The following is a 23,649-nucleotide window of genomic DNA, read 5'->3' as shown; positions in this document are numbered from 1 at the left end:
GGCCCCACCTGATCCCTTCCCGAACTCAGAAGTGAAACATCGTAGCGCCAATGGTAGTGTGGTTCGCCCATGTGAGAGTAGGTCATCGTCAGCTCCTTATACTTAAAAAGAGTCATCCTTAATTGGGTGGCTCTTTTTTTTATCTTTTATTCCTAGTGACCTACGTAGCAAATCCTATCTAAAGGATTTGCTCTTGCGCTGCCTAAAATTGGCATGCAATTTTTACGGCGCTCAGGTCATCGTCAGCTCTCTATTCTGAAATATCCCCCTTCGCTAACGCGGAGGGGGCTTTTCTTTGTGTGCGGTTTGGTGACGGATCTACTGATTTCAGTCTAATTTATTCTAGTAAGCGTATTACTATGTTTATTATAAAAGAACTTGAATGTATGCTATTTTCTATTAAAAGCGCTTATAACTTGTAGAAAGCACTGTATTAAAGACAAAGCCGTCATTAGACTAATAAGGAAGTATGTGTGTCAATTTGGTTGCTAGTTCTAATATCATTTATGCATATTACTATTGGCGGGGCTTTTGCCTTCGGGTTTCTTTTCTATATGTGTGCAGAGGGAAGCCCAAGCTTAACCAAAATTGAGAATAATATTCTCTTTACCTTACTGATTGGATATGCAGCTTCACTTGTAATCAGTGTTGGAATGGCTGTTTATTTTTATGTATTTACTACTAGTGACTTATATTATTGGTGTTTCGCCGTACCGTGGGTACTACTGATTCTACTTTTAGGTTATTGGGCATATATTTTAGCGAAATTTAACGCATTCTAAGGATACTGTTGGCATATCTGGTCTGATTAATTATTTTTCAAAACAACTCACCTATCTCAGGTATCTCTTCAAAATCAAATCCTAACTGTTCATCTTTACGCTGTCTCATTTGCTCTATACGTAGCTTACGTCCTGCGATAAGCCTTAGCACCTCGCGTTGCTGCTCTGTCGTCATGTCATGCCATCGCTGGCGCTCAGTTCGACTACGCAGGCAACCAAAGCAATAACCCTTCTTATTGCTCTGACAAAGACCAATACATGGGTTGGCAATTTCGAACAGCTCAAACTGTTGATTCATGACTCCTCCATGATGACTATCGTCATTCCTTTGACCTGCATAAAATCACTGTACAACATTATTATGTCGCAAATACTGACTAATAGTGTGCCATTTTATTGTTATTATTTCCGTCTAGCGGGTGCTATGCTTAGCTTTGATAGCCTTTATAAGATAATCATAACAAAATTAATAAGTGAGATGATACGTGAACTTGATTTATATCCATGGATTGGACAGTGATGCCAACTCGACCAAAGGGGTGTTGTTAGAAAAATATTGCCAGCTTCATTATCCTGATACTAATGTGCTGCGTCCTGATTTAAATAAAACCCCTGCGCAAGTGTGTGAGCAACTACTGTCTTTAATCAAAGCGCTAAATAATAGTGAAGATAGAAAATCAGCAGATAAGCAGACTGAGTTATCAAATACGGTATTAATCGGCAGCTCGCTAGGTGGGTATTTTTCTACTGTGATAAGCAATCAGATAGGCTGCCCAGTTTTATTGCTTAACCCTAGTATCCAGCCCCATATCACTTTACAGCGTTTCTCTAATCAATCAGTATCAAGCCAAGATAATTTAAATGAGTCATCTACTAGCAAAGTCCTGCATACGACAGCGGGTGGCTGGAGTATTACGCCTGCTGATTTACAGTGGTTTGCAGATCATCAGCTTTTATCAGTAAATTATCCTGATAAAGTTGCTGTACTGCTAAAAGAAGGCGACGAGCTGTTAAATTCTGAATTGTCTAGAGATTTTTATCAAAGTCATGGCGCATCGGTAACGGTACAAGCAGGTGGCGATCATCGCTTTAGTGACTTTGATGAGCAGCTACCGATGGTGATGAATATCTTACAGAGTTGAGTACAACCTTAAATAGACGACATTATATGACGTAAGCGATGGAGTATTGACGTTAACGTCGCTATTTTTCGTTATAATGGTTTAATAGAATTAAACGCACGCGAACAGTTAAGGATGCATTTGTGAGTCAATATAATGCGCAATCGTTAGAAGTTTTAGAAGGTCTTGAGCCAGTCCGTCGTCGTCCAGGTATGTATACCGATACCACGCGCCCGAATCATTTGGCGCAAGAGGTCATTGATAACTCAGTGGATGAAGCGTTAGCTGGTTATGCGAAAACCATCAAGGTGCAATTGCATAGTGATGGGTCGTTGTCTGTCGAAGATGACGGACGCGGTATGCCAACTGATATTCACCCTGAGTTTGGTCAATCTGGTATTGAGCTGATTTTGACCCGCTTGCATGCAGGTGGAAAGTTTTCGACCTCTAATTATGAAGTGTCAGGTGGTCTACATGGCGTGGGTATCTCTGTCGTCAATGCGCTATCAACTCGCGTTGAGGTTACGGTATGGCGTGACAGTACGCAGTTTGATATGGCATTTGAAAATGGTGCACCAGTTACGCCATTGACTGAAGCAGTCAGCTCAAACAAACGCAAACGTGGCACCAGAGTGCACTTTTGGGCAGATGGTAGTTTCTTCGATACGCCCAAATTTAATGTAAAACAGCTCAAACATAATTTAAAAGCAAAGGCTGTTTTGGCGGCTGGACTGACGATTGAATTCACTGACGATATCAATGATGAAAAGGTCGTTTGGCAGTTTACAGATGGGGTAGTCGAGTATCTAAGCGAACAATTAGATGGTTTGGAAACCTTACCTGAAGCACCGTTTTATTATAATTATGATGCGAAAGCGGGCGAACGAGCTGCTATTACCTTTGCCTTGTCTTGGTTGCCTGATGGTGGCACGCCTATTCAAGAAAGCTATGTAAACCTTATTCCGACAGCTCAGGGCGGTACGCACGTCAACGGACTGCGTACGGGCATCTTAGAAGCACTGCGTGAGTTCTGTGACATTCATAATTTGCTACCACGTAGTGTGAAACTAACCGCAGAAGATGTCTGGGATGGGGTGAACTATATCCTGTCTCTAAAGTTCTCTGAGCCACAGTTTTCTGGACAGACCAAAGAGCGTTTATCTAGCCGTGAAGCTGCAGGCGCTGTACAGACATTGGCAAAAGATGCCTTTAGCCTATGGTTAAACCAGCATGCGGAAATGGGCACGCAAATCGCTGAATTGGCGATTAATAAAGCTGGACGTCGTCTGAAATCTGCTAAAAAAGTCGCTCGTAAAAAGATTACGCAGGGCCCCGCATTGCCTGGTAAGTTGGCAGACTGCCGTGGTGATTTACGTGATGGCGCTGAGCTGTTCTTAGTAGAGGGTGATTCTGCGGGTGGTAGTGCTAAGCAGGCCAGAGATCGTCATTATCAGGCGATATTACCTCTGCGTGGCAAAATCTTAAATACGTGGGAAGTATCATCAGATACGGTGCTATCAAGTCAAGAGATTCACGATATTGCCATTGCTATCGGTGTGGATCCTGCCTCTGATGATTTGTCCGAGCTGCGTTACGACAAGATATGTATTTTAGCGGATGCTGATTCTGATGGACTGCACATTGCGACATTGATCTGCGCTTTGTTTGTGAAGCATTTCCCTGCGCTAGTGGATGCGGGTCATTTATTTGTGGCCATGCCGCCATTGTACCGAGTGGATGTGGGTAAAGAAGTTCACTATGCACTGGATGAGCCGGAGCTTGCACATATCTTGGCTAACGTACCGGGCAATAAAAAAGCTCAGATTACACGCTTTAAAGGACTTGGTGAAATGAGCGCTGAGCAACTACGTGAGACGACGATGAGCCGTGATACACGCCGTTTAGTACAGTTAGATATGGATGACATGGTACTGACCAATAGTGTGATGGATATGCTACTGGCTAAAAAGCGTGCCTCTGATCGCAAATCATGGCTTGAGAGTAAAGGTGATTTGGCCGATATTTCTTAACACTTAGCAATGAATCTAAAGAAATATGGGTGCAGAATATCGAAATAGGTCATTACTTATATTTATGGCTAAACGATCTATCACATAATAAAAGCACGCAAAATTCAGCCTAGCCACAAAGGCTTAATGGTATTATGTCAGTACCTTTCATTATATTGTGCTGTCATGATACCGAAGATTTTTAACCGTTCTAAGTCTGTTGTTTCTAAACCTGCGCGTTCCAAAGTACTCCCAAAACTTAGCAAAAAGCATTTGGCAGATAAGGTTCCTAAGCGTGGCAACAAGTTTGCGCCTGTTATTGCATCCGCGCTGTTAAAGGCATCAGGTTGGCGTACGGTAGGCGAGATTCCAAATATCTCACAAGCTGTAGTGCTTGCTCTACCACATACTTCTAATGTGGATGGTATTTATGCGATTCCAAGTCTGTTTGCATTAGATATCAAAATCAGCATTATGGGCAAGCACACGCTATTTAAAGTTCCTGTGTTTGCACAGTTATTAAATTGGATAGGGGTTATTCCTATCGATCGTGGTAATAAAGGCTCTGTACTGCAAGCCAGTATTGATAAGTTCAAAACTGGTGAACCATTATTTCTGGGGTTATCGCCAGAGGGTACACGGCAATATACTGAGTCGTGGAAGACAGGTTTTTATTATTTAGCGGTGGGTGCTGGTGTACCGATTTTGCCAGTAGCGATGGACTACAATACTAAAGAAATACGGTTTATGTCACTGGTTTATCCTACAGGTGATATCGAAGCAGATTTGCCAAAAATATACTCTCAGTATAAAGGGGTGCTACCAAGACACCTTGAGCGTTTGTCGCAGCCACTACAAGATATCAATAATGCAGCTGAATAAGCCAAATGGTATAAATATCAGTTCAATTAGTTAATTCAACAGAACTGGCTGTATTGCGGGTACGCAGGCTAACAGCCACCTACGACTAAGTTCTAATAATTGATATTGAAAAAGCCCCTGATATGATGATATCAGGGGCTTTTTTTGAGTAATATTTGAATGTTTATCAGTGCAAAAATCTAAAACTGTGGTTGGCCGTTAGAGGCACTAACACCGCCGTCGACAGGTAGATTGACACCAGTAATCATAGAGGCGTCATCGCTTGCTAAGAAAGTAATGGCAGCGGCGATATCCTCTGGAGTTGCCAAACGTCCAAGCGGACAGCGAACTAAGAACTTATCCGTTTTAGATTCATTGTCTTGGATAGCCGTAGTCATATCGGTTTTGGTGACGCTTGGATTGACCGCATTGACGCGAACACCATCTGAACCATGATCCAATGCCAATGTGCGGGTCAAATTGGTCACACCCGCTTTAGCGGCATTGTAGGCAGCCATGTTCCAGTCACCACCTACACCTGAGAGCGATGAGATATTGACGATATTACCCTTTGATGCAATTAAGTGAGGCATAGCCGCTTGAGAGACGTAAAAAGTCCCATTTAGATTCACATCGATAGCAGAACGCCAATCATCGGCAGATAATTCTGTGATTTTACCTTGGGTTGCCTTACCAGCATTGTTTACCAAGATATCAATCTTGCCAAATTTGTCGATAGCGCGCTCAACCATCTCTTGTACTTGGCTTTGGACACTGATATCGCATGTAATAATGAGATAATTATCGGTGTGAATCCAAGTGCGATCTTGTGGCAACTCTTTGGCAGTTTCTTCTAGTGTTGCTGCCGTACGTCCTACTAGAACCACGCTAGCGCCTTCCTCGGCAAAGCGAATGGCAGTTGCACGGCCAATACCAGAACCTGCACCCGTTACAACGACGGTCTTTTCTTTAAAACGCTTCATAATGTTTAATCCTTATTATTATATAATAGTCATTAAAGTTTCGATGATTAAAATTTCAATGACTACGGTTTCGATAAATACAACTAAGTACAGTTCGTCATCCATAAACTTGCACGCAAGCAATACTGCTTTGATATCATCATAACAAGTGATCGCTCTGAAAGCGACTGTCTCTGATAGTGCTTATGTAGCATAATTTTGCATCATTCAGATATTTATAATACGCGATAATGATGTTGTTATTATCATGAGCTGTTATGTGCGATATTCACCATACGATAATAGAAGGTTGGAACTTGTGTCCCATTCGATTACTACCATGCCCGACTGGGGCTATCTGACGACTGAGCTAGTCAGTTATTTACAAGCAGATGCTATGGCTGTGACCTTAGCAGGCATGAATACGATTGAGCATGAGTACAATGCTCAGTATATCGCTCGTCACTACCAATATCAGTTACCACTTGGCAAGCTACAGCTGTTAGAGCTGACACTGTATTTACCCTATGATACAGAGTCAGTTGATATTGAGGCTGTACGTATGACTGCGGTCAAGTCAGCACTTACGTGGTACAGGTCATTATCGACTCAAAATGAAGACAATGCTTCAATTGGTTATGAAGCTATGATCTTTGACATTCAGCTTGTCGGAGGAAGTAACAGTCTCAATCAAGATGATAACAATGACAGTGCAAATGATTCAAACAGTGCTCTACAGCGACTCAAACACAATTTTGGGGTTCGTTACTTTTTAGAAGACTTAGTTGTCGACATGAGCGAAAGCATGCAGCAGCTGCAGGTCTTTAGCTGGGACGACTGGTACTCGATAGCAGCAGCGGTACGAACCCCATGTGAGTTGTGGCGTTTCTTAGCTTATCATTTAGAACAGCTTCAACAGTCGGCTGTAAATCATATTCCAAGTTTTGAATCGGAAGATGCTTTGGTTGAGCGCTTCTTACAAAGCCCAGATTTGTTTGCCCCTGCCATTGTAGTTGATAATGCGCTCATCAAAAACGAAGTACAAGACGAACCTAACTCAGCACTGGTCGCCATTACGCTTGCCTACAAGAACCAAAGTTCAACTGCTCAGATGTACCATCAGCATATGATACAAGCGGCTACGATATGGTCTCAGCTAAGTATGCAGATGATAGATACGTATGGTAAAAAGCACATAACTAACAGTGACGAACAGACAGGAACACCGCTCGCTCACTGGCAACAACAATTACTAGATGAATCTTTGTTTTCACGTCACGAGCTTATTCGTACGCTATATAGACACCCTAAACAAAGTGCAGCGCTGCAAAAAGATGGCTATGTCGTACATCAACATTCTTATGAGAGTTTGGGACGACATTATGTACTGGTTTTTTATAGTCAGGAGTCAAAAGGGCCTAATAGTAAAGCCGCTGTCCAACCAAAGCTAGCGAAGATCGTACAGGACGTTGCCACACGTTTGCCAATTATTGAACTACATCATGTAGTTGTGCTTGGTATCGATTTTATCACTGAAAATAATGAGAATTTTTTTGATATTGATTTGTGGATTCAGCCAGTTGATGCGATGACTCAAAGGGAGCGCCAACTTACTAAGCAAATGCAGAAGCTAAAACAACAAGAATTAGATAAACAGAATACGCCGTCTGCTAGTAGCGTAGAAGATAGTAAACCTGTGAAGGCGCAAAAAGAAAACTTACCTCAAGTACAGATGAGCTTAACGATACCAGCGCGAAAAAATAAGCAGTAGATAGACGTAGTTAGCTTTCTACCCATTTATTAATAAGAAGAATCACAGGTTTATTAATATATTTACTGACATAAAAAAAGACAGCCTAGGCTGTCTTTTTCGTATCTAAACTAAACAATTAAAAATACTTATTTATTGATATCGTCATTGAGACCGCTACCAGGAAGTACGTCATCACTGTTGTAGATGTCATTAGTATCAACACGTGGTGTATCAACTACATCAGTACGTAAATCAGTGGTAGGTGTACTAGCAGCAGATGGCGTGTTTTCACGAACTGAATCAGCAACCTTTTCTTGAGTTGATGAACTTGGCTGTAGCGCAGATTTTGCTTTCGCTTCATTGCGTTCATGATCCATCTTGTCCTGCATTTTACGTAGGAAGCGAGCTGCAGCTTCTTGACCACCAAGACCAAATGATAGAGCAAAAGCAACGGCTACCGCACCTAGTGTTAGACCAAATGCTAGGTTAACGATTGAATCGGCAATACCCATCGCTTTTAGACCCATTGCTAATACTAGGCCCATGATTAATACACGTACGATGTTTGCTAGGAATTGTGAACCTTGCTCAGAACGTTCAACCACACCTGCAATGATATTGGCAAGCCAGAACCCGATGAATAGGATAATTGCGCCTAGGATGATGTTTGCACCGAATGCGATAAACATCGTAATAATCGCTGAGATAGGCTCGAAACCTAACAAGTCAGCAGCTGCAATAGCAGCAAATAGCATAGCGAAGAAGATAATCGCATAACCAACTAAGTCAGAGATTTTCTTGTCGCCCATGGTTTCTTGTAGACCAACTTTCGCAGGTAATTGATTGATTTGAGTGTTCTCAATCAGACCTTTGATGATGTTGGCAACCATGCGTACAACATAGAAAGTTACTACTAGGATAGCGACTGCCATAAAGATGTTTGGCAAGGCTTCCATGATTTTGTTAAGCATATTGGTCGCAGGGCGAGCAATTACTTCAATTTTTAGTGCATTTAGAGCAGCAATAATGGTTGGAATGATAACTACAAGAAATGCTAATGAACCAGCAATGTTAGGTAAGCTATTTTGCTCACTTAAACCTGCTTTTGATGCCAATTCTTGTACATTAAAAGTAGAAACAAGGTTGGTAACGATGCCGCGTACGACTTTGGCAATGATATAACCAACGACGAAGACCACACCAGCAATCAAGATATTAGGGATGAAGCTAAAGATTTTGTCGACCATATTAGTTAATGGTGCAAACAAACCATCAAGCTCTAATTGACCAAGTACCATGGTCAATACAACCAATAAGATGAACCAGTAAACCATATCAGCAATCGTGCTGCTCATTGGTTTTACACCAGCTTGTGCACTTAAACGCTCATCCATAGAGGTTTTTGCGAGTGCTGCGTTGATCGCTGTGCGTGCAACAGTAGCCACGACCCAACCGATTACACCAAGTGCGATAGCGCCGATAAGATTAGGGATAAATGCCAATACTTGATTAACCATATTTGCGAATGGTGCTGAGATAGAGTTTAAGTTTAATTGGCTAAGTGCGCCTGAGATAGCAATGATGAAAATAAACCAGAAAACAATTTTAGAAATGATACCTTCAAGGTCGTAGGTCTTACCAGTTGAAGAGTTCATACGCTGATTGAGATTAACTTTAGAGAGTACGCCGCGTACTAGTGCTGCGATACCAAGGGCTACTAGCCAACCAATAACGAATATCAAAATAGCACCAATGATGGAACCGATAGGTCCACCGAGATAGCCGTTAAAAGATGTGTACATTGGGTTCATCTTATCCTCCTTGAAGCATCTTATATAACTCGCCAAAAACAATGTTCATACAGCGATTAGTGAGCAAGACATACAGATGGTTGTCATAAATAGTATTTTTAGAATCAGTTATATAGAGATATTATCGTTTTTGAGCATAAATCATTATCAGCAGTATCTTTTATTTATATTACAGTGACTTCGCTATCGATATCTGCTTATTTTTGATAAAAATTAACGCTCGGTTACTTATCTCCTCAACTAATTCAGCTTAGCTGATGTATTGATGGATTTAAAGACAGAAAGCTTTACCTGTTACTATATTTGTGTGATAACTTGTTATTATGATAGAAGATATTAACATAGACTATACATTAGCCCGATAATTTCGTGCAAAGCGTGGTTCCCAAAACTAAGATTTGTTATTATAGAGGAATGTGACATCTCGCCACTATTCTTACAATTAGAGAGTACTTTATGAAAAAAATCACTACTTTAGGCGTTAGTGCACTTGCTAGCGCTATGTTGTTAGTAACAGGCTGTAGCACCAACAATGGCAATCAAGAAACAGCCGCTCAAAGCGTTTCCATTACTGAACAAAGCTCAGCTAGTGAAAAAGTAGGTTATAGCTTAGGTTTCATGATGGCAGAAGGCAACAAAGACGCTGTCAAAGATTTAGACCTAAATACTTTTGAAAAAGGCTTCCGTGATGGCTACGAAGGCAATGAATCAGCATTGACCCAAGAGCAAATGCAACAAGTATTGATGGACTATCAAAAAGAGCAAGAAGAGCAATTCGTTAAAGACATGGAAACCAAAGCGACAGAAAATAAAGCCGCTGGTACAGCGTTCTTAGCAGAAAACGCCAAAAAAGAAGGCGTGAAGCAAACAGAGTCTGGTTTACAGTATAAAGTTATCAAAGCAGGTACTGGTAAATCGCCAAAAGCAACTGACGTGGTTGAAGTAAATTACGAAGGTAAATTGCTTGATGGTACAGTATTTGACAGCTCTTATGAGCGCGGTGAGCCAATCGAGTTCCCACTGAACCAAGTAATCGCTGGCTGGACTGAAGGTCTACAGTTGATGAAAGAAGGCGGAAAATACGAGTTCTATATCCCATCAGATATCGCTTATGGCGAAGCGGGTAACGCTGGTATCGAGCCTAACAGTACCCTTATTTTTACTGTTGAGCTATTAAAAGTAAAATAAGTATCTAAAGCAGAATTGTTTGATTTAAATACTTAACCTAAAAAAGCCTTCATATAGTTATGAAGGCTTTTTTAGGTTAAGTATTTATGTCAACTTGATACCGAGCTTATAAAGCCGATATCAAGTTGGTAATAAACTATAGATTCTTTTGAAAGACTTTAGAGTTACGGCCATTATGGTATTTCTCTAAACGTGCTTCAGGTAAAGCGCTGGCTTCAACTTCAGCAAAGCCTTGCTCGACGAACCAATGCGCAGTACGAGTGGTCAAAACAAACAACTTATACAAGCCATGGCTACGCGCTTGCTGTTCTAGAAACGCTAGTAAATCTGCACCGCGGCTACCACTACGGTACTCAGGGCGCACGGCAACACAGGCAACTTCCGCTGACTCTGAATCTAGTGTATGCAATGCTGCACAGCCCAAAATCATACCATCGCGCTCAATCACACTATAGTTATCAATCTCTTGCTCTAAGCGCTCGCGTGAACGACTGACCAAGATACCTTGCTCTTCTAGAGGTGACAGCAGTTCAATAAGACCAACCACATCATCGATATTGGCACGGCGAATTTCTTCATAAGGGTCGTGGCTAATCAACGTACCAGAACCATCACGTGTGAATAGCTCTTCTAGTAATGCGCCGTTTTTGGCATACGAGATAATATGCGTGCGATGGACGCCTTGACGACAGGCCAAACTTGCACAGTTCAAGAAATAATTGATTTCGCAATTTAAATCACGGTCACGTAAGAAGCGATCAACTTCGTTTGGAATCATTTCACGTAATAAACGATCATCGTCGTTGATACCCGCTTCTTCACCTAAGAATATAAGCTTGTCAGCACCCAGTGCTACGGCAGCGCTTAGGGCAACATCTTCCGCCAACAAGTTAAATACTTCGCCAGTTGCAGAGTAGCCCATCGAGCCTAGTACAACGATATGGTCATGAAGTAGGTTATTTTTGATGGCTTCCACATCGATAGAACGCACTTCACCCGTCATTTGATAATCAATACCTTCACGGATACCGTATGGGCGCGCTGTCACGAAATTACCTGAAATCGCATCGATACGCGAACCATACATCGGAGAGTTGGCCAGCCCCATTGATAGCTGAGCTTCAATCTGTAAACGAATAGCACCAACGGCTTGTAAGATAGATGGCATCGCTGCACGTGGCGTAATACGGATGTCTTGATGTAGCGGCGATTCAATATTAGCGTCTTTTAAGTTCTTCTCGATTTGCGGTCGTGCCCCGTGTACCAGTACTAGCTTGATGCCCAAGCTATGCAACAAGGCAAAATCATGAATAAGTGTGCTGAAGTTCGCATGATTGACCGCTTCACCACCAAACATAATCACGAAAGTTTTGCCGCGATGAGTATTAATGTAGGGTGCAGAGTTACGGAACCAATGGACGTATTCAGGGTTGATCTGGGGCATGGAGCTAGTAGTCATAATGGGAGCAGTAGTCGTTAGAATAAGAAAAGGGGCGCAGCAAAAAAATGCCTAACGCTAAAGATTTACCATAGCAAAAAACGCGGTTATGAGCTATCTTTTATTTCAGCTGTATTCAAGCATTCTGATTGCCAATCGCTGATATACACAACCTCAACACTGGGTTAATGTACGTACAAATGCTTTTTGTTATGCTAAGCGCTATTGCTTTACAGATGCTGAGCGAAGATAATCAGGTTAGATAAGTGAGTTCATGTTTTTCATAGATTGTATGAACTATTTCACAGCGATATCTTATGTACATCGTAATGCGTTTTATCTGTTGAACAAATTATAAAAATAACTTAAGTTGCACCATCTGTGTTTTACCGATATATCAACCAGGGATAATGAAAATCATGAAAAAAAGTAACCAGTTTGCTAGCCCGTTCAGTGCTTGGAGCGGCCACCGCTTATTTCACGTTGTTGCCGGTACGCTCATCGGTGCAATGGTCGTTACACAAGCCTCAGCGATGCTACCAACACCAGAGCAAGCGGTTGATAGCTCGATGGCTATTCAGACAAATGCCAACAAGAGCAGCAACTCAAGTGCTCAAGCCGTTAACAGCAGAATTACAGCGTCGTTGGTCAGCGTTGATGCCAATGGTCAAGAAGTACTCGTCCCTGTAGATACCAATACTCGTTTGCAGTCAGGCAATGTATTGGAATATCAAGGTTACTTTACCAATACCAACGCAGATCGCGTCCGTAAAATGACTGTTACGATGAGTATCCCAGAGCAGGTAGAACTATTAAAGACGGTTGCTCCTGAATTCCCATATGGCAGTGTAGATGGCAATAACTTTGCTCGTATGCCACTACGTACCAAAGTTGATAATCAGCTACAAGACGTCGCGCTTAAGTACTATAAAGCGGTACGTTGGGACCTAGAAGGCGTAGGTCTAAATGATACCGTCGCTGTAAAATATCGCGCGCGCGTTAAATAGTCCTGAATGTCTGGATTAGAATTTAGCTAGCATCGATACAGTTAGCACTAAAAACTATCCATTTAGTACTGAAAACTACCAATAAAAAAGCACCACAGTTTATAGCTGCGGTGCTTTTTTACTGTATGTCAGGACGTTTGATAATTTTGCTGATAAGTAAGTAAAAATACTGAGCTACAGCGTGGCATATTTACTACTAGATTTCTCTTGGATAAGTTGTTTAATAGCATTGATTTGCGGCGTTGTAGCTTGAGCGCCTGCTTGTATTAGACTGCGCCGCTGCCTAGTATCTATCGAACTGTTACGACCGACATTGGGAGTAATAACAATATCCGCTCGATCTCGTTCGCTCTGGTTTGATGCGGAGCGATTAGCAGTCAGGTTAGTAGCTAGAATATTGGTTTCGAGAAATCCCCAAAAATCACTCAATGAGTTAATAGTCGGTATTTGATGGCTCGTATTATCACTGCCTTGAGCTCCCGTCACATCTACAGCAATGACAATATCAGCACCCAAGTCATAGGCGCTATCTACTGGTACTAAACTGACCACACCGCCATCGATATATTTTTTACCGACCTTTTCAGGAATGCGTGGGGCAATAAAAATATTGGGTACGCTACAGGATGCTTGTACGGCAAGCCCTGCATCGCCAGTGGTAAAGACTGTTTTGTTTAGAGTGCGCTTTTCTGCTGCTATTGCCGCAAAAGCAATGGGGAAGTCTTCTATGGCTCGCGCATTCACTTTGCTATTAATAAAGTTTTTTAACTTAATGCCTTCGATAAATCCTTGATTGGACAAGGTAAAGTCTGTGAGCTGGCTATCAGTAGTGGTCAATGCCAATTGCTCAAGCTGTGCAGGCGTGTAACCACTGGCGTATAAGCTGCCAATCAAGCTACCCACACTCGTCCCGACTACCAATGTTGGTTTGATACCGTTTTCTTCTAGCGCCTTGATGACGCCTACATGGGCAAACCCTTTTGCACCGCCACCACCCAATACCAGTGCGACAGTAGGGGCTTTAATAACTGGCTCTGGTGTGGCAGGAATAGTCGATGGCAACGTGCTACACGCATTAATATACAAACCGAGAATTGGTATTAAGCTCAACCTCAGTAGTTTTAAATTATGACGAAACTGACGAGGCAAAATAGAAATAAGCATAGAAAAACACCTTACGAAATTGCCAGAATTCAAAAAATCAGTTATTGGTATGATGAGGAGAAGAGGCTTATTTATAGTAGATGGACTGTATAGATGCTATTTTACTAAATAGCCTAGCATAAGCAATTGTATTGTCAGCTATAATGAAATGAACCGACTTTTTATACGTACTATCGTTATAGCTATTCTGTGCTACAAGTCATCATATGCAGCCTACTAAAAATGCTCGATTTAGCATACAAAAATTAAAAATAATATTGTTAGGATCTTTAATGCCAATATCGGAGAGTCATGCCTCAGCCAACTCATTAGATCACTTTAGATCTGACATGCCGCTGTCAGCACTAGATATGCCAGTGTCTGCGCTAGCAGGTGTGGGGGTAAAAGTGGCAGAGCAGTTGGCGCAATTGAATATCAAGCGGATATTCGATTTGCTATTACATTTGCCTCGTGATTATGAAGATCGTAGTCGACTGGTATCAATCGCCGATGTAGAGCATGGACAATCAGCCCTAATTACCGGTCACATCGTCCATGTCGATACCAAGCGCAGTGGAATGACTGTAACAGTGGACGATGATACGGGTACGATATCGTTGCGGTTTTTTAAGGTCTATCGTGGTCTGGTACAAACCATGAATTTGGGGACACGCTTACAGCTATTTGGTGAAGTCAAAGTTAGCCGCTACGGCAAGCAGATACATCATCCTGAATATCAAATTATCACTGATAATACAGTCATGACCGATACGGGATTGCAGCCTATTTATCCTACAGTCAAAGGCTTACATCAAAACAAGCTGCGTACTTTAATTAAGCTAGCATTGCAAACGGTTCGGAGCCAAGGTTTGCCTATGACATTGTTTACGGCTGAAGATTTTGCAGTTGTATCTGATTTGCCATTAGTGCCTTTTGAGCCAACTAAATCAGCGGTGTCAGAGGCCGAATATACTGAAGATATTTTCTCAACGTTAGCACGCAGCGTGCCTGATAATGCTCTTGGCAATAGCGTATACAAGCCTAGTCCCTCTAACTATCAGGCAGATAATGACATACATAACGTCGCTGCCAGTATTGCTCAGCACAATGTCTATAATTTAACGATATTTGAAGCATTGGTACTGCTGCATACGCCGCCTACTTATACTAGCGCGTCTCAACAATACAAACTATTCACTCAACTCAGTGCCCGTACGCATGCTGCTTGCCAGCGCTTGATTATTGAAGAATTGACTGCGCATCAGCTCAGTTTGCTATATCGTCGCCAGCAGCTACATCAGCATAAAGCGCCTAAATGCACTACCAACAGTCCTCTTGCTGACAAGCTGTTTTCTGCATTGCCTTTTGATTTAACGGGTGCGCAAAAAAGAGTGATGAAAGACATCACTGCGGATATGGCAACCTCAATTCCGATGCTACGATTGGTACAGGGTGATGTGGGTGCTGGCAAGACATTGGTGGCAGCAGGGGCGGCAGGCTATGCGCTCGATAGTGGCTGGCAGGTCGCGGTAATGGCACCGACTGAGATTTTGGCAGAGCAGCATCTACTGAATTTTAAACACTGGTTTGAGCCATTGGGCATTGGTGTCGGTTGGCTCGCAGGTAAGCAAACGGCCAAACAGCGCCGCGAAGCATTGGAAGCGGTTGCAGAAAATACCGTGCAAGTGGTCGTTGGTACTCATGCACTGTTTCAGGAGCAAGTTCAGTTCGCTAAATTAGGCCTGGTTATCATTGATGAGCAGCATCGATTCGGTGTTGAGCAGCGTATGGCATTGACCAATAAAGGCGTGGCTAATAGCACTCCGCACCAGCTAATCATGACCGCAACACCGATTCCAAGAACCCTAGCGATGAGCGTCTATGGCGGTATGGATACCTCAATCATCGATGAATTGCCACCGGGGCGTACACCAATTACGACAGTAACCATCGATCGCAATCGACGCGATGAAGTAATAGAACGTATCGCGATCAATTGCGAAGCGGGCAGGCAAGCGTACTGGGTATGCTCACTGGTAGAAGCGTCTAGTGTCTTGGATGCGCAGGCAGCCGAAGCCACTTATGAGGACTTAAATGAACGTCTAGATATTCGTATTGGACTGGTACATGGCAAGATGAAGTCTGCTGATAAGCAAGCCATCATGCAGGAGTTCAAAGCAGGTAATCTGGATTTGTTAATTGCGACGACTGTCATCGAGGTAGGGGTCGATGTGCCCAATGCATCATTGATGGTTATCGAAAATGCGGAGCGTTTGGGGCTATCGCAATTACATCAGCTGCGCGGGCGAGTCGGACGTGGCTCGACCAAAAGCTTCTGTGTACTGTTATATCAAAAGCCGCTATCGGAGACTGGCACAGAGCGACTAAATGTTCTACGCGATAGTACTGATGGCTTCGTCATTGCTCAAAAAGACTTAGAGCTACGTGGGCCAGGAGAGCTGTTAGGCAAACGTCAAACAGGTAACGTTGGCTACTATCTGGCTGATCTGATCCGTGATGAGCAATTATTCGCTATTGCTCAGCGGTTAGCGAAGCATTTGATAGCAGACCCTGCGCGAAAAGCAGATGTCAGTCAATTGATTCATCGCTGGATGCCTGAGGCAAGTCGCTATACCAATGCTTAGTGTCTAGTGATCAGTGCTTAGTGTGTAGTACCGGTATTGGCAAATAGGTTCATTGCGTCATTGAACCTAGCTCTGGATATAATCAAACAGCATGGCCGCAACGTTAAAATTCTTTATAGACAACACTCCATCCATAGTCAGTCGTTGAATACATCAGATATTCAGCGACTGGCTATACGCGATCTTATTGCCTTAAATTGGTCAATATGCCTTTAATACTGCATATATATTCGGTCTAAGTTTCAATTAAATTTATGAACGCTAGACACTATATATAAAAATAAGATGATGACCAAATATATGCTATTCTCGATAATTTGATGAACTATTATAATAATAAACAGTGCTTTAGAGAACATCGTAATACTCGCTGTAAGTAACGCTCATAGCCATATATCAGGCTGTCCAAACATTGCTTCGATTGCGTGCCACTTTTTATTATTGCTGTGAATGATTGAGATTTTTAGTCATTCTATATCGAGTATTTCAATATTGACTGTACCTACAGAGAGTTATCATGAGCGATTTTGAAGAAACCCATTCTAAGCCGTCAGCTGAATCTGAGTTGCCGCCGTATCGTCAAACTGACACTGTATCTAAAAGGCCATCTGCAAAACCACCAATATGGTTGTGGCCCGTGTTGGCAGCCGTGCTAGTGATAGGGGTGCTGCTTGGCAAGTATTGGGGCAATGATAGTAATGCAGCTACAGATGAGTCAGCAACTTCTAATTCTGTCGCAAACGATCAGGCAACTGGTAGCGATGCCAGTATTGAGCAATCAGTACTCTCAGTAGAAACAGTCAGTCCAAGCCAGGATGATATCGGTAGCACGCTCAGTGCCGATGGAACCATCAATGCTAAGGATACTGCGAACGTCAGTGCAAAAGTCAATGGTGTGGCTATCGAGCGTATTTTGGTCGAAGAAGGCGACCGCGTCAGAGCAGGTCAAGTCTTAGCCGTGTTCGATACTGATGCTATGGAGCAGCAAGTGCTACAGGCGCAAGCAGATGTCGCAGAAGCGGAAGCCACCCTGGCCAATGCCAGCGCTGATGCTGCACGTGTGCTGCCATTGATCGATATCGATGCCATCAGCAAACAAGAAGCCGATCGTTACCGTACCTCGGAAGTACGTGCCAGAGCTTCTTTGCAAGCATCCAAAGCTCGTCTGAGCAATCAGCGTTTGACATTAGAGAACGCAAAAGTTGTCGCTCCTGTCAGCGGTATTATTAGTGAAAAAATGGTAGAAGTTGGGCAGGTGGCAGGCGGGGATCCGTTATTTACGATTATCAAAGGCGGGGTTTTGGAATGGCGAGCAGATATAGATCCTAAGCTTGTCGGTGATATAAACGTCGGTACGCCTGTACAAGTCAGTCTGCCGGGTGGTGATACAGTGATGGGGCAAGTAAACCGCATCGCACCCACCGCAGACAACAACCGCCAAATTACGATTTATGCCAGCCTAGCTGCCAACTCAAAGATACGTGCAGGCATGTATCAAACAGGCGAATTCCTATTGGGAAGTACCAGTACGCAAACGATTCCTAATAGCGCCGTGGTCAGCAATGATGGTTATGACTATGTAATGCTCGTTACCGAGTCGACTACTCGAGACGATCGATCGATGGGACGTATCAAGCAGCAGCGAGTGACATTGGGTGAGCGATTGGGCGAGAGCGTAGCAGTGTTAGAGCCTTTGCCAAACGACAGTCGTATCGTAAAACAGGGCGGTAGCTTCTTAAATGATGGTGACCTAGTGCGTGTTGTTAATGGTGTAACCCAAACCAGTAAGCCAGTGCAGGCACAACCATGAGCTTAAACGTCTCCGCTTATTCGATAAAGAACCCGCTCGTTGCTATCTTGCTATTTGTGCTACTGACGTTGGGCGGCATTTACGGTTTCATGAAAATGAAAGTCCAGCAATTTCCAGATATAGACTTGCCAGCGGTGGTAGTCACGGTCACGCTACCCGGTGCTGCGCCTTCACAGCTCGAAAACGATATTGCAAAGAAGATCGAAAACAAACTGACCAGTATTGAAGGCGTGAGCCATATTCGTACCACGCTACAGACGGGTGCGGCGACCATTGCCACTGAATTTACCTTAGAAAAAGATATTCAAGAAGCGGTAGACGATGTGCGGTCAGCAGTCGGCGAAGTACGTGGTGATCTACCAGCTGCAGCCAACGATCCTATCATTACTAAAGTATCTACCGCTGGGTTTCCAGTAGTTACTTACTCTGTCGCTGCTGAAAATATGAGCGTAGAGGATCTATCTTGGTTTGTTGATGATACCGTTACCAAGCGGCTATCTGACATACCAGGCGTAAGTACCGTGAGCCGCGTTGGTGGGTTGCAGCGTGAAATCACGGTTGCTGCCGACCCAATTGCGTTAAGTGGTCTGAAATTTTCTATTTCGCAATTATCGCAGCAAATCGCTGGTATCCAGCAAGACAGTTCTGGTGGGGAGGCGGAAGTTGGCAATACGACTCAGACCATCCGTGTTCTCGGTGCTGTTGAGCGAGCAAATGAGCTAAACGATTTGCAAGTGGCTGTCCCTACGGGGGGCACACAAGCTTTAGGTCGGATGGCAAAAATCACTGATGGCGCAGCAGATCCAAGCTCAATTGCTAAGCTGGACGGTCAAACAGTGGTGGCATTTAACATTACTCGATCGCGCGGTGCCAGTGAGGTCGACGTGATGGATCTGGTCGATGAGGAGCTTGCCAAGCTGACTGCTGATGTCGGTAATATCAGTATTGAAAAAGTCTATGACCGAGCCACACCCATTGCAGAAGATTATGAAGCCTCATTAAGAATGCTCATCGAAGGTGGGCTTTTGGCTGTAGTGGTAGTCTTCCTGTTTTTGCGCAATATTCGCGCGACTATCGTTGCCGCGGTCGCTTTGCCGTTATCAGTCATTCCAACTTTTTTGGGTATGTATCTGTTTGGCTTTAGTCTAAATATCATCTCATTACTGGCATTGTCATTGGTCATTGGGGTGCTGGTCGATGATGCAATCGTTGAAGTCGAAAACATCATACGCCATTTACGCATGGGTAAGACGCCTTATGAAGCGGCGATGGAAGCCGCTGATGAAATTGGTCTGGCCGTTGTCGCCACTACTTTTACTTTGATTGCGGTGTTTTTACCAACGGCCTTTATGGGCGGTATCGTTGGACAGTTCTTCCGTCAGTTTGGTTGGACGGCTGCCTTGTCAATTTTTGCTTCGCTGATGGTAGCGCGCCTGATTACCCCTATGATGGCAGCTTATATCTTGCGGCCTGAGAAAAAGCACGTCGAAAAACAAAGCGCGATGATGAAGTACTATCTTAAGATTGTGTCTTGGACTCTACATCATCGCTGGATAACCATGGGTGCAACGCTTGTTTTATTTGTAGCCTCATTAGCTTTGGTTAAGCTGCTACCCACGTCATTTATCCCTGATAATGATATTGATCAAACTCGAGTGGCTATTGAGCTGACACCTGACGTGTCGTTGGCAGATACTGAGCGCGTGGCGGCACTAGCGAGTGCTCGCATTTTGGCCATGCCTGAGGTGACCAATATCTTTACCTCAGTGGGAGAGGCGCAGGCGTCGATGGGTGCGTCAGATGGTGGTGGCGGTAAGGCTGAAAACATCGCAGGCTTGGATATCGTACTTGCCCCGCGTGCAGAACGAGGCACTAAGCAAGAGATAGAGCGCAAAATTAGTAAGCTGATGACAGAAGTGCCAGGAGCACGGTTTACCGTTGGCTTATCGAGTGGTGGTGAAAGTGGCTATAACTTTTCATTAACCAGTACTAACCCGCAACTGCTTGAACAAACTGCACAAAAAATCATGTCTGAGATTCGGGGGCTACCAAGTGCAGGCGCTGTGACGAGTGATCGCAGTCTACCACGCCAAGAGCTAACGGTAACGCCAGATAGATTGGCAATGGCTGATAAAGGGGTCACTACGCAAGATATCGCTACGACTCTACGTGTGGCGACCGTAGGCGACTATGAACAGCAATTGTCCAAGCTTAATCTTGATACACGCCAAGTACCAATCGTCGTACGTTTACCTGACGTGGCTAAGCAAAATGTTAGCCAACTAGAAGGTTTGTACGTGCCGAGCACTATGCCTGCCGGTCAAGGCGTGCGCGTCGGTGAGGTTGCTACGCTAGACTTTGGCACTGGGCCTGCGCAGATTAGCAGACTGGATCGAGAGCGTGCTATTAGTATCACGGTACAACCTGCGAGTGGCGAGCTTGGTGATTTGGTACAAGCGGTCAAAGCAGTGCCGACCATGCAGCAACTGCCACCTTCGATTACCATCATCGATCAGGGCCAAGCCGAAAACATGGCAGACCTTTTTAGTGGTTTTATCATTGCGATGTCCGTCGGTGTGGTTTGTATTTTAGGCGTACTGATTCTACTTTTTGGTCGTTTATTGCAGCCTTTTACCATTCTGATGGCATTGCCATTATCTATTGGTGGTGCCTTTGTCGGCTTGGTTATTACTAATAGCAGCTTATCGATGCCTTCGATGATTGGCTTCATTATGCTCATGGGTATTGCGACCAAAAACTCAATCCTGCTGGTCGATTATGCATTGATTGCCCAGCGACGTGGGTTGGCACGCTTTGAGGCTATCGTAGATGCATGTCGCAAGCGTGCACGGCCTATTATCATGACAACTATTGCGATGGGTGCAGGTATGTTGCCATTGGTATTTGGTTGGGGCGATGCAGATCCTACTTTTAGGCGACCGATGGCAGCAGCGGTACTGGGTGGTCTGGTAACCTCTACGCTATTGAGCTTGGTTGTTATTCCTGTCGTCTATACTTTGATGGATGACCTATCAGGATGGTTTGCTAAATGGCTAGCTCCACATGGCAAACCTAGTGACCTTTAATAGTCACTTCTCATAGAGAGCCAAATAGCTAACCAACTAATGAGCCAAGACACGACACAATAATAGCAATCTGGAAAACGATGTATGATTAACACGCTCTCAATTAGGTCATATACTCGTCAAACTAGAGGGCATTCTCATGACTTTCATCAGATTGTTTTGCCTTTGCGAGGGGCAATCAATATCGAAGTTGGAAGCTATACTGGAAAAGTTATTCCGAGCGAATGTGTTGTGGTCAAGGCAAATGAAAAGCACTACTTTAGCGCTGAGGAGAATGCAAAGTTTATCGTTGTGGATACAGATTTATTGCCAGAAAATGTGCTTCATTCATCACAAATTGTCTTTTCTATAAGTTCGCCATTGTTGGCATTTTTGGAGTTTTCAGAGAGTCAGTTAAGGTATCAAATCAATCCTGAAGTTGAGAAGTTGATGTTTGATACCTTTCATAAAATCCTAGACCAACAAAATCTATTTGTGCAATATGACGCTCGAATTAGAGAAGTCGTCGCATATATTCACCACAATTTTGCTAAAAACCTTTCTATCGAAGTGTTGGCGGATATCTCTTGTCTCAGTGCTAAACAGTTTAAAAAGAACTTCAAATCGCAAACAAACCAGACCGTCACTGAATACATCACAAGGATCAGAATGCAAAAGGCGCAAGCTCTGTTACTGCATACTGATTCACCTATCGCTATTATAGCCGAACTGGTTGGTTATACGGATGTTAGTGCTTTTAGCCGCCGCTTTTCTAAATATTTTGGTATTGCCCCTTCCAAATTAAAACACGTCTAACCAGACATACAGACCGTCTAATCTGCACAAATAGTAGTCTATAACTCTCTATAATAATATTATTCATTATAACGTTAGAGGTAGCTACTATGCTGCAGAATAAATCTAGTCTAAGTGCTATTTTATGTGTGATAGCTGCCAGTGTCCTTTGGGGAACGACAGGTACAGCCTCTGCTTTTATACCTGACGTTAGTTCGTTAGCCGTTGGTGCGTTTTCGATGGGGGTAGGCGGTGTATTGCTAGTATTGAATGCTAAGAATAATTTATTAAGCGATAGACAGAAACTACTTTCTCAGCCTAGTCTCTTATTCATCGGTAGCTTATGCGTTGCTATCTATCCTTTAGCTTTTTATTCCTCTATGAGATTGGCTGGTGTTGCTATCGGCACAGTGATCTCAATTGCTAGCGCACCATGTTTCACTGTTATCATGGAGCGTCTGATTAGCAATAAAAGAGTCACTAGTCGATGGGTAGTAAGTTTTATATTTGGTGTGGTTGGCGTTATTTTGCTGACTTTAGGGAAAACCCAATATTTAGATATAAACGCACAAGCAAATAGTCAGATATTAGGCGTGTTGTTAGGATTAGTCGCAGGATTGACCTATGCCACATATTCATGGACAGCACGTCAGATGATAGAGAACGGGGTAAACTCGAAATCAGCGATGGCCAGTATGTTTGGTCTGTCGGCAATCTTATTGTTGCCATCATTATTATTAACAGGGGAAAACCTGTTTTTAGATGTAAAACATATAAGCGTTGCCCTATATCTGGCAATTGCGCCGATGTTCTTTGGTTATTTACTGTTTGGTCAAGCGTTAAGAGTGATTGAGGCGAGTAAGGCGACGCTTATCACGTTATTAGAACCTATTGTGGCCACTATATTGGCTATCATTATAATCGGTGAAACATTCTCTCCTATCGGCTGGCTAGGAATGTCACTCATGATAATCTGTCTTTTATTGCAGGTAATGAAGACGCCAAAACTGACAGGTTATCGAAGAAGACATGCATTATATAAGTAATCAAATAATTAGTAAAACAATGTTGCTGATAACAAGCAGTATTTTTGATGAGTGACTGCCTGCTAAGTATGACTCTTTGTATGACGTTAGTCTAAAACTGGTAAGTTGAATGGATTAGTTGGGACAGTTTTTGCTATAGTCTGTCCAATCAAATCTATTGAAGAAATTGTTTATCTCTTATAGCACTATTTTAATTTTACTAATAGATAAGTA

At 43.2% G+C, this 23,649-nt stretch carries 17 protein-coding genes and 1 rRNA gene; 13 read left to right on the top strand and 5 right to left on the bottom strand.

What is annotated here, in order from left to right:
• Together rrf and ACI2IW_RS11165 are read left to right on the top strand one after the other, a co-directional pair.
• A 5S ribosomal RNA gene (gene rrf, locus ACI2IW_RS11170) occupies positions 1-94 on the top strand; the annotation flags it as partial.
• A 379-nt stretch (positions 95-473) separates the two neighbouring features.
• Positions 474-782: a hypothetical protein gene (locus tag ACI2IW_RS11165; protein ID WP_379543396.1), complete on the top strand. Its 309-nt coding sequence runs from the start codon at positions 474-476 to the stop codon at positions 780-782.
• A gap of 37 nt (positions 783-819) precedes the next feature.
• On the opposite strand, the gene ACI2IW_RS11160 is transcribed toward ACI2IW_RS11165, so the two are convergent.
• A complete protein-coding gene (locus ACI2IW_RS11160) occupies positions 820-1,080 on the bottom strand; it encodes a DUF1289 domain-containing protein (protein WP_101206003.1) in 261 nt (86 codons plus the stop codon).
• 187 nt (positions 1,081-1,267) lie between these two features.
• On the opposite strand from ACI2IW_RS11160, the gene ACI2IW_RS11155 reads away from it, so the two are divergent.
• The 3 genes from ACI2IW_RS11155 to ACI2IW_RS11145 all read left to right on the top strand — a co-directional run bounded on the left by ACI2IW_RS11155 (position 1,268) and on the right by ACI2IW_RS11145 (position 4,794).
• Entirely contained in the window at positions 1,268-1,924 is a 657-nt protein-coding gene (locus ACI2IW_RS11155) for a YqiA/YcfP family alpha/beta fold hydrolase (protein ID WP_404693677.1), read from the top strand.
• A 122-nt stretch (positions 1,925-2,046) separates the two neighbouring features.
• A complete protein-coding gene (gene parE / locus ACI2IW_RS11150; RefSeq protein WP_102092137.1) occupies positions 2,047-3,933 on the top strand; it encodes a DNA topoisomerase IV subunit B in 1,887 nt (628 codons plus the stop codon).
• Positions 3,934-4,098: 165 nt separating this feature from the next.
• On the top strand, positions 4,099-4,794 hold the full coding sequence (locus ACI2IW_RS11145; RefSeq protein WP_404693676.1) for a lysophospholipid acyltransferase family protein: 696 nt from the start codon (positions 4,099-4,101) through the stop codon (positions 4,792-4,794).
• Positions 4,795-4,973: 179 nt separating this feature from the next.
• On the opposite strand, the gene ACI2IW_RS11140 is transcribed toward ACI2IW_RS11145, so the two are convergent.
• The gene (locus ACI2IW_RS11140; protein ID WP_404693675.1) at positions 4,974-5,756 is read right to left on the bottom strand and encodes an SDR family NAD(P)-dependent oxidoreductase; all 783 of its coding nucleotides are present in this window, start codon (positions 5,754-5,756) and stop codon (positions 4,974-4,976) included.
• 298 nt (positions 5,757-6,054) lie between these two features.
• On the opposite strand from ACI2IW_RS11140, the gene ACI2IW_RS11135 reads away from it, so the two are divergent.
• On the top strand, positions 6,055-7,506 hold the full coding sequence (locus ACI2IW_RS11135; protein WP_404693674.1) for a hypothetical protein: 1,452 nt from the start codon (positions 6,055-6,057) through the stop codon (positions 7,504-7,506).
• Between the two features lie 128 nt (positions 7,507-7,634).
• On the opposite strand, the gene ACI2IW_RS11130 is transcribed toward ACI2IW_RS11135, so the two are convergent.
• Positions 7,635-9,299: a mechanosensitive ion channel gene (locus ACI2IW_RS11130; protein WP_404693673.1), complete on the bottom strand. Its 1,665-nt coding sequence runs from the start codon at positions 9,297-9,299 to the stop codon at positions 7,635-7,637.
• Between the two features lie 456 nt (positions 9,300-9,755).
• Here ACI2IW_RS11130 and ACI2IW_RS11125 point away from each other — a divergent pair, with 456 nt between their 5' ends.
• Entirely contained in the window at positions 9,756-10,487 is a 732-nt protein-coding gene (locus ACI2IW_RS11125) for an FKBP-type peptidyl-prolyl cis-trans isomerase (protein WP_057762133.1), read from the top strand.
• A 136-nt stretch (positions 10,488-10,623) separates the two neighbouring features.
• Here ACI2IW_RS11125 and argA read toward each other — a convergent pair whose 3' ends face one another.
• Entirely contained in the window at positions 10,624-11,946 is a 1,323-nt protein-coding gene (gene argA, locus ACI2IW_RS11120; RefSeq protein WP_057762129.1) for an amino-acid N-acetyltransferase, read from the bottom strand.
• A gap of 398 nt (positions 11,947-12,344) precedes the next feature.
• Here argA and ACI2IW_RS11115 point away from each other — a divergent pair, with 398 nt between their 5' ends.
• Positions 12,345-12,932, top strand: coding sequence for a hypothetical protein (locus tag ACI2IW_RS11115; protein WP_114701925.1), 588 nt, complete (start codon positions 12,345-12,347; stop codon positions 12,930-12,932).
• Between the two features lie 174 nt (positions 12,933-13,106).
• Here ACI2IW_RS11115 and ACI2IW_RS11110 read toward each other — a convergent pair whose 3' ends face one another.
• On the bottom strand, positions 13,107-14,096 hold the full coding sequence (locus tag ACI2IW_RS11110) for a patatin-like phospholipase family protein (RefSeq protein WP_404693672.1): 990 nt from the start codon (positions 14,094-14,096) through the stop codon (positions 13,107-13,109).
• 272 nt (positions 14,097-14,368) lie between these two features.
• On the opposite strand from ACI2IW_RS11110, the gene recG reads away from it, so the two are divergent.
• The 5 genes from recG (at position 14,369) to ACI2IW_RS11085 (ending at position 23,436) form a co-directional block, all read left to right on the top strand.
• Positions 14,369-16,720 (top strand): ATP-dependent DNA helicase RecG, encoded by a 2,352-nt coding sequence (gene recG, locus ACI2IW_RS11105; protein WP_404693671.1) that lies wholly within the window; start codon positions 14,369-14,371, stop codon positions 16,718-16,720.
• Between the two features lie 517 nt (positions 16,721-17,237).
• Entirely contained in the window at positions 17,238-18,530 is a 1,293-nt protein-coding gene (locus ACI2IW_RS11100) for an efflux RND transporter periplasmic adaptor subunit (protein ID WP_404693670.1), read from the top strand.
• Positions 18,527-21,616: an efflux RND transporter permease subunit gene (locus tag ACI2IW_RS11095; RefSeq protein ID WP_404693669.1), complete on the top strand. Its 3,090-nt coding sequence runs from the start codon at positions 18,527-18,529 to the stop codon at positions 21,614-21,616. The genes ACI2IW_RS11100 and ACI2IW_RS11095 overlap by 4 nt, the downstream gene beginning before the upstream one ends.
• An 84-nt stretch (positions 21,617-21,700) precedes the next feature.
• The gene (locus ACI2IW_RS11090) at positions 21,701-22,411 is read left to right on the top strand and encodes a helix-turn-helix domain-containing protein (RefSeq protein ID WP_404693668.1); all 711 of its coding nucleotides are present in this window, start codon (positions 21,701-21,703) and stop codon (positions 22,409-22,411) included.
• An 89-nt stretch (positions 22,412-22,500) separates the two neighbouring features.
• Complete coding sequence (locus tag ACI2IW_RS11085) at positions 22,501-23,436, top strand: DMT family transporter (RefSeq protein ID WP_404693667.1); 936 nt, start codon at positions 22,501-22,503, stop codon at positions 23,434-23,436.
• Positions 23,437-23,649 lie beyond the last annotated feature (213 nt).

Source organism: Psychrobacter sp. NPDC078501 (assembly GCF_044900935.1).
Taxonomy (GTDB): Bacteria; Pseudomonadota; Gammaproteobacteria; order Pseudomonadales; family Moraxellaceae; genus Psychrobacter.
Note: the sequence above shows the minus strand (reverse complement) of the source record. Positions and strands in the feature narration are given on the sequence as shown.